This is a genomic window from Frankia gtarii (assembly GCF_025403375.1).
In the GTDB taxonomy this organism is placed as follows: domain Bacteria; phylum Actinomycetota; class Actinomycetes; order Frankiales; family Frankiaceae; genus Frankia; species Frankia gtarii.
The window spans coordinates 1-9980 of the sequence record NZ_JAMPTM010000237.1 but is presented as its reverse complement, the minus strand read 5'-3'; the positions used below and the strand labels follow the sequence as shown (position 1 = coordinate 9980).

General features: G+C 74.0%; 7 protein-coding genes and 1 pseudogene. 4 read left to right on the top strand and 4 right to left on the bottom strand.

Features of this window, described 5'->3' with window-relative positions; genetic code table 11:
• Positions 1-75 precede the first annotated feature (75 nt).
• The gene (locus NBZ83_RS25245; protein WP_261575923.1) at positions 76-789 is read right to left on the bottom strand and encodes a TIGR03086 family metal-binding protein; all 714 of its coding nucleotides are present in this window, start codon (positions 787-789) and stop codon (positions 76-78) included.
• A gap of 412 nt (positions 790-1201) precedes the next feature.
• Between NBZ83_RS25245 and NBZ83_RS25240 the strand changes: the two genes are divergently transcribed.
• Together NBZ83_RS25240 and NBZ83_RS25235 are read left to right on the top strand one after the other, a co-directional pair.
• Positions 1202-2620 (top strand): glycosyltransferase family 4 protein, encoded by a 1419-nt coding sequence (locus tag NBZ83_RS25240; RefSeq protein WP_261564588.1) that lies wholly within the window; start codon positions 1202-1204, stop codon positions 2618-2620.
• A complete protein-coding gene (locus tag NBZ83_RS25235; RefSeq protein ID WP_261564589.1) occupies positions 2620-3765 on the top strand; it encodes a lysylphosphatidylglycerol synthase transmembrane domain-containing protein in 1146 nt (381 codons plus the stop codon). Before NBZ83_RS25240 ends, NBZ83_RS25235 begins: the two co-directional genes overlap by 1 nt.
• Before the next feature lie 91 nt (positions 3766-3856).
• On the opposite strand, the gene NBZ83_RS25230 is transcribed toward NBZ83_RS25235, so the two are convergent.
• Positions 3857-4588, bottom strand: a complete 732-nt coding sequence (locus NBZ83_RS25230; RefSeq protein WP_261564590.1) for an SDR family NAD(P)-dependent oxidoreductase — start codon at positions 4586-4588, stop codon at positions 3857-3859.
• Between the two features lie 128 nt (positions 4589-4716).
• On the opposite strand from NBZ83_RS25230, the gene NBZ83_RS25225 reads away from it, so the two are divergent.
• Complete coding sequence (locus NBZ83_RS25225) at positions 4717-5319, top strand: TetR/AcrR family transcriptional regulator (protein ID WP_261575922.1); 603 nt, start codon at positions 4717-4719, stop codon at positions 5317-5319.
• A 149-nt stretch (positions 5320-5468) separates the two neighbouring features.
• On the opposite strand, the gene NBZ83_RS25220 is transcribed toward NBZ83_RS25225, so the two are convergent.
• Together NBZ83_RS25220 and NBZ83_RS25215 are read right to left on the bottom strand one after the other, a co-directional pair.
• Complete coding sequence (locus NBZ83_RS25220) at positions 5469-7238, bottom strand: MDR family MFS transporter (protein WP_261575921.1); 1770 nt, start codon at positions 7236-7238, stop codon at positions 5469-5471.
• Positions 7239-7412: 174 nt separating this feature from the next.
• A complete protein-coding gene (locus NBZ83_RS25215; RefSeq protein ID WP_261575920.1) occupies positions 7413-9398 on the bottom strand; it encodes an ABC transporter ATP-binding protein in 1986 nt (661 codons plus the stop codon).
• A gap of 205 nt (positions 9399-9603) precedes the next feature.
• Between NBZ83_RS25215 and NBZ83_RS25210 the strand changes: the two are divergent.
• A pseudogene (locus NBZ83_RS25210) lies at positions 9604-9980 on the top strand (galactose oxidase); the annotation flags it as partial.

Below are 9980 nucleotides of genomic sequence, written 5' to 3'. Positions count from 1 at the left end.
GACCCCGGCCCCGCTGCGCAGCTGCACGGCCCCGCCCACCGCCGCGGCCGGCGGGGCGGGGGCGCCGATCCTGATCTACCCCCTGTGCTGACCTCCGTCGAGGTGCTGGTCGCCGTCGAGGTGCTGGTCGCCGTCGAGGTGCCGGTCGCCGTCGAGGCGGGGCTGCCAGTCCGGTGAACGGCCGGTGAGGGCGATCAGCCGGGTCCACTCGTCCGCGTCGGCCGGCACCGTGACGGGGGTGGCGAAGATGCCGACCACTCGCCAGGCGTCGATCTGCCGGCGCAGGCTGTCGTGGACCCAGTGCACGAGTTCGCGGTTGTTGCCGACGGTCCGCGCCGACGTGGTGTCGCCGGGCAGCCGGCCGGCGGCGTCGATCGCCCGAGCCAGGTCCCAGCTGTGGATGAGCAGGTCGGCGGTGAGCTGGAAGGCGTACTCGCCCGCGGGAGTCGGTCCGAACGACAGCATCGGGATCGACGACCAGGCCTGCGGCCGGTCCCAGGCGTCCCGACTACGGCGAGCCGTCGCCGTCCAGCGCGCGACCGGATCGTCGCCGAGCTGATCCCCGTCGAACCGGGTGCCGATGTCCTCCCGGGTGAGGCCGGCCAGCAACGGCGGGACCCACAGGTGCTCGACGGTGAGATGGTTGACCAGCGCGCGGGCGTCCCAGTCCCGGCATGGCGTCGGCGCCGCCCAGGAACCGGGTGGCACGGCCCGCACCTGCATGTCGAAGGTGTCCAGCGCCCAGTCGAGCCAGCCGCGACGTTCCGTGACGGTAAGCGTGCCCACCATCGTCGTGCTCCTTCCCCGCCGCATGGCTGATCGCCCCGGGCCGGCGCGCCGGCGGCGCGGACAGCCCGTCCACTGCCTACCCGGATGCTCGGGCCGCCCAACCGACCCCGCCCGGCCCGCATCGGGTGGTCTTCCCCCGGGTGAGGTGGGCGGCGCATTCGCGGGCGCGCCGACGGTCCGCGGCGGTCCGGACCGGTTCGACGCCGCCCGTCGCGACCGTCATCGCCGGCCACGGCCCGCCAGCCGGGCATCGCGGGGCGCATCCCATTCGCGGCACTCATCCGGCTCACACCAGCCGCCTGCAATCATCTCCCCTCATGGATGGTCGCCGACTGCCGTCGTGGCCCGTCGTACGGGCCGATGCATGCCTCCCGCCGCCGCATGCCGTACACCTCCGCCGGCCGGACGCCGCGTGAGGCGGACTCCCGGCCCGGCGGGACCGGACGAGTCCGTGCCGCCGGGCGGTGGCGTGCCCGCACCGGCGGCGCCCCCCGACGCCCGGCGGGGCGGCATCTCCAAGGCCGCCGACCTGCCGCGGACGCTGGTGGTGGCGGACAAGTTCCCCCCGGTCCTCGGCGGCATTCAGACGTTCGCCTGCCACCTCACCGCCGGCCTGCCCGCCGACCGGGTCATCGTCGTCGCGCCGGCGGCGCCCGGCGCCGAGGCGTACGACCGCACGCTGCCCTTCCCGGTGGTTCGGGCCGGCGAGCGGATCCTCACCTCGCCGCGGTCCCGGCGGATGCTGCGCTCACTCGTACGCACCGAGGGCTGCGAGGCCGTCTGGTTCCCCACCGCCGCGCCGTTCGGGATGCTCGCCCCGACGCTGCGCGAGGAGGGCGTCACCAGGGTGGTGGCCTCCAGTCACGGACACGAGGTCGCCTGGTCCCGGCTGCCGGTGGGCTGGTCACTCGTGCGCACCGTGGCCGCCCGCGCCGACGTGCTGACGTATCTCACCGCGTTCACCCGCCGCCGACTGGTCGCCGTGTCCCCGAAGGGCACCACCCTCGCCCGGCTCACCGGCGGCGTCGACACCCACCGCTTCCGGCCCGGGGCCGGCGGGGATGACATCCGTCGCGCCCTGGGCTGGTCGGACCGCCCGGTCGTGATCTGCGTGGCCCGGATGGTGCCGCGCAAGGGGCAGGACACTCTCATCCGCGGCTGGCCAGCTGTGCAACGCCGCCACCCGGGGGCACGCCTGCTGCTCGTCGGGCAGGGACCCGCCGAGACCCGGCTGCGCCGTCTCGCCGGGCAGGTCGGGGTGGCAGACGAGGTGCACTTCGCCGGCGCGATCGCCGAGGAGGAGCTGCCCGCCTACCTCGACGCCGCCGACGTGTTCGCGATGCCGTCGCGCACCCGCTGGCTCGGCCTGGACCTGGAGGGGCTCGGTCTGTCCTCCCTGGAGGGGGCGGCCAGCGGGCTGCCCGTCATCACCGGCGCCCAGGGTGGGGCGCCGGACGTCGTCCTGCCCGGCCGCACGGGCGAGGTCGTCGACGGCCGGAACACCGCCGCCGTGGCCCGGGCCGTCGTGGACCTGCTCGACGACCCCGACCGGGCCGCCCGGATGGGCCTGGCCGGGCGCGAGTGGATGCGCGAGGCGTGGAGCTGGGGTGGACTCGCCGGACGCCTCGCCGGGCTGCTCGCGGGCGGCTCGGGTGCCGATCTCGACCCGGTCACGCGACACTCGGGTGAACCGTCACGGGCGCGTCGCGGAATTCTCGACGAGGACGTGCCGGGGAGCACCACTCCGGATGGCATCATCCCGGACGGCATCGGGACGGACCGGGTCGACGTGGCCCAGGGCCACGCGAACGCCATAACGGGAGGACCGTGATGCGCCAGCTACCACTGGAGGCGTCGGCGGCGGGCGGCGGGGCACTGCCCGCGGCGGCTCTCGACGCGAGCCCGACGGCGGTCATCACCCGGACCGGGGCGACGGTACCCGTGACGCCGGGCGGGCAGCTCGTCCTCGCCGGCCCGAGCGGCGCCCTCGCCGGCCCGAGCGGCGCCGTGGCCGTGGCCGTCGGGCCCCGGCGTGGCCGGTTCTGGCTGGTTCGTCCGCTGCTGGCCTGCGCGGCGCCGCTGGTGGCGGTGGTGTGGCTGGTGCGGTCGTGGTCGACGGTGCGGACCGGCATCGACGCGCTGGCCAGCGCCCATCCGTTCTGGCTGGTGGGGGCGGTCGCCGTCGCCCAGCTCACCTGGGTTGCCGGCGCGGCCTGCCAGCAGGGGACGGTGCCGCGGTCGCTGCCGGTCCGCCCGCTGCTCGCTGCCCAGGTGGCGGGCAGCGTGGCCAATCACGTGCTGCCGGCCGGGTTCGGGGTCGGCGCGGTGAAGCTGCGGTTCCTGCATCGGCACGGGTTCTCCCTGCGGGAGTCCCTCACGGCGGTCGGCCTCGACGCCACCGCCGGGGTCACCACCCATCTGGCCGTGCTGGCCATCCTGCTGGTCGGGGGATTCCTACCGGTGGACTCCGCCCGGCTGCCGGACGGCGGCCCGGTGGCCCTCGGCGTCGCTGTGGCCGCGGCGGCCGTCGCCGTCGCCGCGCTGCTGGGCTGGCTGGTGCCGGCGGCCCGCCGGGTGGCGCACGGGGTGTGGGCGCGCGTCGTCGACCAGCTTCGGTCGATGCGCTCCACGGTCCGCTCGCCGAGCCGGGCGGCCCTGCTGTGGGGCGGGTCGGCGGCCATCCCCCTGCTGCACGCCGCCACCCTGTGGGCGGTCATGCGCGCGCTGCACCTCCCGCTCGGCGTCGGGGCCGTCTTCGCGCTGTACTTCGCCGCCAGCGCCGCCTCGGCCCTGGTGCCCTCGCCGGGCGGTTTCGGCTCGCTCGACGCTGCCCTGACCGCGGCGATCATCGCCGCCGAGCAGTCCCCCGCCGTCGCGCTCGCCGCGGTCCTGGGCTACCGGCTGGTCACCGTGTGGCTGCCGATGGCGCCCTCGGCCTGCGTGCTCGCGCTGATGGTCCGCCGCGGCCACCTGTGACGTCCTCCCCCTCGGGAACGAGGGGACTGCGGCCGACGGCAGCGACGACCACGGCGCCGCGTCCGTCACAGTGGCCGGCGTGGCCGGCGCGTCACCCGGCCGCGACGGACTGCAGGTCGAAGGCGCGCGGCGGACCGGTGAGGGTCGCCTTCGCGTCGGCGCCCAGGTGGTCCAGGATCTCGATGTCTCCCGCCTCGAGCCCGTCCAGGGCAAGCCGTGCGAGGTCAGCCGGGTCGATCATCGCACCCTCGGCGAGCACGATCCCGGCGCTCCTGGCGAAGTCCTTCATCGTCTCGGTGGCGATGAGCCCGGGGACGAGCGCGGTGACGAGCGTTCCCTGGCCGCGGAGTTCGACCCGGACACCGTTGGTCAGGCCCCACTGCGCGGACTTGGCGGCGGCGTAGGCGGTGTTGCCGTCGACGGTGGTCCAGGCCGCCGCGGACAGGACGTTGAGGATGGCACCGCCACCGTTGCGGGCGAGGACAGGGGCGAACGCCCGGATCACGGCGAGGGTGCCGTAGTAGTTCGAGTCCATCGCCAGCCGGATCGCGTCGAGGTCGCCGGTCACCAGGTTCCCGCCGGCCGTGAACGCAGCATTGTTGACCAGGACGTCGACATCGTCGGCAACCGCGGCGACCGCGTCGACGGACGCCTGGTCGGTGATGTCCAGGCGCAGCACCTCGGCTCCGGGGACGTCCACGAGCTCGGGGCGGCGCGCGGTGGCGTAGACCTTCGCCCCGCGTCGCAGCAGTTCGACGGCGAAATGGTGCCCGAGTCCTCGGTTCGTGCCGGTGACCAGGGCGGTGGCGCCGCGAAGTTCCATGATTCTCCTTCGGAGAGGTGGCCCGCGGAACGTCCAGGTCAAGGCCAGAAAAATGACCGCACGATCATGTTGACCTGCCGACCGTAGCCAGAAAATGACCCACAGGTCAACTTGCTAGGATCGGAGTCGTGACCCGGCCTGTTCGCCCGCTGCGCGCGGACGCCGCACGCAATCGCGAGCTGCTCCTGGCCGCGGCCGAGGACGAGTTCGTGGAGCGGGGCGTCTCCGCCTCGGTCGCCGACATCGCCCGCCGGGCGGGCGTCGCCAAGGGCACCGTGTTCCGCCACTTCGCCACCAAGGAGGAGCTGATCGCCGCCATCGTCGGCGGCCACCTCGCCGCGCTGACGGCCGTCGCCCGGCGCCTGCTGGACTCGGCAGACCCGGGGGCGGCGCTGCTGGAGTTCCTGACCGTGGCCGCAGACACACGCCAGCAGCACGACCTGACATTCCTGCAGACGGTCAGCGACGGAGACTCGACGGTGATCGAGATCCGGGACCAGCTGTACGCGAGCATCGGGGCACTGGTCGATCGGGCCCGCGCAGCAGGCGCCATCCGACCCGACATCACCGGAATGGATGTCGTCCTGCTGGTGTGCGCGCCCGTTCACGTCGCCGGGAATCTGCCGGATCCGGCGCCAGACCTGTGGCGGCGCTACCTCGCCATCATCTTCGACGGGTTGCGCCCGGAGGGCGCCAGTCCGCTGCCCCGACCCGCGCCAAGCTGGCCCTGATCACTACCGCCCAGGCGCGGTGCCCTCACGGCCGAGCGCCCGCGCTGCGCTCATCTCCAGCCTGAAGGCGCGGGCCCTCTCGCCCCTCTCGCCGTCCCCGCTAGGCCCCCCGGTAGGCCCGGTAGGCCCCGGGGGAGAGCGAAGCGCCGCTAGTCGCCGGCGCGCCGGCCGGACTCCTGCGCGCCGCCCCCCAACGCCGCGTCCGCCGTGGAAGTCCCAGCCCCCTGCTCCGGGAAAGCTGCGGCGTTGTCCAGCTCCGGATCATCCTGCTGGTCGGCGAAGGCCGCCGCGGTCTCCCGCAGCGGCACCTCCTTGAGCAGCAGGGACAACACGAAGGCGATGACCAGCACGGCGGCGCCGACCAGGAAGGCGACCGTGATCGCGTTGGTGAAGCCGGCCTTGAAGGGGTGGGTCAGCACCGGGTCGAGGCCGTGCAGGAACGAGGGGTCGTTGAGGCTGCCCGAGCCGCCCGAGGACGCGGAGCCGAGCGCCTTGAGCTGGTCGGGATGGCTGCGCGCGGCCGCGTCGAACGCCGCCGTGCCGCGCGCGTCCGTGTAGGCGGAGGTGATCCGGGAGCCGACGATCGAGTACACGACCGACAGGAACACCGCCACTCCGAGGGTGCCGCCGAGCTGCCGGAAGAACGTCGTCGAGGACGTCGCCACCCCGATGTCCCGCGGCGGCACGGCGTTCTGCATCGCCAGGACGATCGTCTGCAGGTTCAGGCCCAGCCCGGCGCCGACGACGAACATCGCCAGGTCGACGTAGACGAGGCTGCTGTCGGCCGACAGGCGCCACAGCAACAGCATCCCGACGACGAGCAGCGCCGACCCGATCACGGGAAGGATCTTGTATCGGCCGGTCCGCGAGGTGATCTGCCCCGCCACGAGCGAGAGCACCATGATGCCGAGCACCAGCGGGAGGGTGAGCAGGCCGGCCTTGGTCGGCGAGTTCCCCTTGACGAGCTGGAGATAGAGCGGGAGCAGGGTGATTCCACCGAACATGCCGATCCCGATGATCGCCGACTGGGCGGATCCGACGACGAAGACCCCGTTGCGGAACAGCCGCGGCGGCAGCAGGGCGTCGTCTCCGGCGCGCCGCTGGGCGGCCACGAACGCGGCGATGCCGACCAGGCCGACCGCGTAACAGGCCAGGGACGAACCCGCGCCCCAGCCCCACTCGCGGCCCTGCTCGGCGACGATGAGCAGGGGCACCAGGGCGACGACCAACGTGAGGGCGCCGGCGTAGTCGATGCGGTGCTCACGGCGCTCGTGGGAGATGTGCAGGACCCGTGCGACGACGACCAGCGCGACGATGCCGATCGGCACGTTGATCAGGAAGATCCACCGCCAGCCGGCGACGCCGAGCAGCGTGTCCTGGCCGGCCAGCGCACCGCCGACGACGGGCCCGAGGACGCTGGACGTGCCGAACACCGCCATGAAGTAGCCCTGGTACTTCGCCCGTTCCCGCGGCGGGATGATGTCGCCGACGATCGCCAGGGCGAGGGAGAACAGCCCGCCCGCCCCGATGCCCTGCACGGCCCGGAACGCGGCGAGCATGTACATCGACGTCGCGAACGTGCACAGTGCCGAGCCGGTGATGAACACGGCGATCGCGAACAGGAAGAACGGCTTACGCCCGTACAGGTCGGACAGCTTGCCGTACAGCGGGGTGGCGATCGTCGAGGTGATCAGGAAGGCCGTGGTGACCCACGCCTGCGCGGTCAGCCCGTGCAGGCTCTCGCCGATCCGGTAGATCGCCGTGGAGACCACGGTCTGGTCCAGCGCCGCGAGGAACATTCCCAGCAGCAGACCGGAGAGGATGACCATGATCTGGCGGTGTGAGTAGCCACCGGGGGTGGCGGGCCCGGCGGCGTCCGCATCACCGGTGGCGGTGGCATGCCCGGCAGTGGAGGTCATGCGGTGGTCTCCTCTCGACCTGCCGGTCGCGGTCCGGGTCGGCGGGTGCCACGACGGCGCCGGCCGCACCGACATCCACTACCGGAATGCTCCTCCCACGGGCGATACATCACGTTCCACCCACGGCGCTCCTGCCATCGTGGCCCCCCGTGGTGCCCGTCGTCCCCCGACCGGTCAAACGGCGCTCGGCCGGTAGAGCCGGGCGTAAGCGCCGCCGTCGGCAAGCAGGTCAAGGTGGGTGCCGTCCTCGACGACGCGGCCGTGATCCATGACGTGGATGCGGTCGGCGTCGATCACCGTGGACAGTCGGTGGGCGATCACCAGGCAGGTCCGGCCGACGGCGAGCCGGTCGAGCGCCGAGCGCACCACCGCCTCGGAGACCGTGTCCAGCGCGGACGTCGCCTCGTCGAGCACCAGCACCTGCGGCGACTGCAGCAGGACGCGGGCGATGGCGAGCCGCTGGCGCTCTCCACCGGACAGCCGGTAGCCCCGCGCGCCGACCTGGGTCGCCAGTCCCTCGGGCAACCGGTCAAGCAGGGCGGACAGGCTGGCCGCGTCGAGGGCGGCCCGGAGTTCGTCGTCGGTGGCGTCCAGCCGGCCGTAACGGAGGTTCGCCGCGATCGTGTCGTGGAACAGGTGCGGATCCTGCGGGACCACTCCGATCGCCGCGTGCAGCCGTGCCGGGGGGATCACGTCGAGCGGGACGCCGCCGAGCAGGACCCGGCCCCGCTGCGGGCGGTGCACCCCGCTGGCGAGGTAGGCGATCGTCGACTTGCCGGCGCCGCTGGCGCCGACGACGGCCGTGGTCGTTCCGGCCGCGACGCGCAGCGTCACCCCGCGCAGATTCCAGGACGGGTCGTCGGGGCCGGGGTACTCGTGCGGCGCGGCGCCCGGGGCCCGCGCGGGCCCCGGCACGGCCTGGTCGTAGGCGAACCACACGTCGTCGAGCATCAGATCGAGGCCCACCGGCGCCAGCCCCACGCCCACCCCCGGAGCCGACGCGGTGGCCGTGGCGGTGGCGGTGGCGGTGGCCGTGGCGGTGGCCGTGGCGGTGGCGGTGGCCGTGGCCCGCGTCCGGGGCACCGCGACGGCGGCCGGTGACCCGACGGCCAGCGCCCTGGCCTCGTCCTCGGGCACGTCGAGCAGGGCGAAGATCCGCCGGAACGAGGCGCCGGCGCCCGCCAGCTCGGAGCGCAGGTCGACCGCGGAGGACAGCGGGCCGAACGACACCAGCAGTGCGCCACCGAGGGCGGCCACCGTGCCGAGCGTCGTCCGGTCGGAGGAGACCAGCCAGGCGCCGAGGGTCACCACTGCGGTCATCGTCGCGACGATGCCGAGATTGACCAGGAAACGGACCTGCGAGGTGAGCCGGGCCTGTTCCCGGGCCGCGGCCAGCAGCTCGACGCCGGCCGCGTCGAACCGCTCCCGCTCGTAGTCGACCCGGTCGAACAGCCGCACGTGCAGCGCCCCGGACACCGAGGAGGTGTCGGCGACCTGGGCCATGAGCTGGCCGTCGAGCTCACGCTGGCGCTGCGACAGCGCGGCCAGGCGACGCCGCCCGGAACGAATGATCACCAGGGTGGCGGGGGCGAACACCATCACCGCGAGGCTGAGCCGCCAGTCCAGCACGAAGACGACGACGGTGCCGACGACGATGTCCGCCAGCCGGCAGATGACCGCCTGCACGGTCGCGGAGATCGCGTTCTGGGCGGCGAGGACATCCGAGGACATCACCGTCATCACCTCGCCCTGCTGGCTGCGGGGAAAGAAGGCGAACGGCAGCCGTTGCAGGTGGGCGTTGACGGTCTGGCGGATGCGCACCGAGACGACCCCGCCGAGCCGGGCGATGAGCGCCATCCGCACGGACAGCACGGTCGACTCGAACACCAGCACCGCGCACAGCAGCAGGACGGGGACGGCGAGGTCGCGCACCCTGCCGGTCGGCAGCGAGGTGTCGATGAGGTGGCGCAGGATGAACGGCCCCGCGGCGACCGCGCCCGACCCGAGAACGGACAGGCCGACGAGGGCGGCCACGACCCGCCCCTGGTCGGCGAAGAAGCGCTCGCTTCGCCGCGCCTCGGCCGCGCCGGTCAGCCGGGCGAGCACGCGCGCGTGCAGGGCGGTCACGCCCGACGGGGCGGGCGGCGGCTGGCTGGGCACGGGAAGAGGCTACGCGGGCCGCGGGCCGTCCGAGGTGGCGTCTCCGCAACCACCCGCACCGGAAGATTGCATTCCGAAACAGAGGGAACACACTCCGTGTTCGTTCTGTGCGGACGCCCAGGCCGTCCGGGCCCGCGACGCCACTTAGCCACGCGATCCACCCGTCGGTCGGGTCCGCGGACGCGGGCCTCGGAGGGGGGAACCCATGAGTCGGTCCCGCACGTCACGTCGGTGCACGTCACGCACCTTCGTTCTGGCCGCCACGCTGACGGCCGCGCTCGCCTCGCCCGGTCTACTCGGCACGGGGGCCGCCGCGACACCGACCGGCACCCCGGGCAGCCCGGCGCCGTCAGGCAGTCCCGCCACCGCGAGCCCCACGGGCGGCAACTGCCCCTCCTACCCCTCGACGGCCGGCCCGTTGCGCAGCTGGGAGACCGTCACCGCGCTTCCCGCCCCCCGCGCCTACCTCGCGGCCACTACCGGCTGTGACGGGCGGATCTATGCGATCGGCGGCCAGCAGGCCGCGGGCGGCGCGGGCGGCGGCGCCCCGGGTTCGGCCACCGGCTCGCCCAGTCAGCGCTC

What these genes read in the sequence shown, in the direction of transcription:
- NBZ83_RS25245 (WP_261575923.1), bottom strand. Translation starts at nt 789, where the DNA reads ATGGTGGGCACGCTTACCGTCACGGAACGTCGCGGCTGGCTCGACTGG.
- NBZ83_RS25220 (WP_261575921.1), bottom strand. Translation starts at nt 7,238, where the DNA reads ATGACCTCCACTGCCGGGCATGCCACCGCCACCGGTGATGCGGACGCC.
- NBZ83_RS25235 (WP_261564589.1), top strand. Translation starts at nt 2,620, where the DNA reads ATGCGCCAGCTACCACTGGAGGCGTCGGCGGCGGGCGGCGGGGCACTG.
- NBZ83_RS25230 (WP_261564590.1), bottom strand. Translation starts at nt 4,588, where the DNA reads ATGGAACTTCGCGGCGCCACCGCCCTGGTCACCGGCACGAACCGAGGA.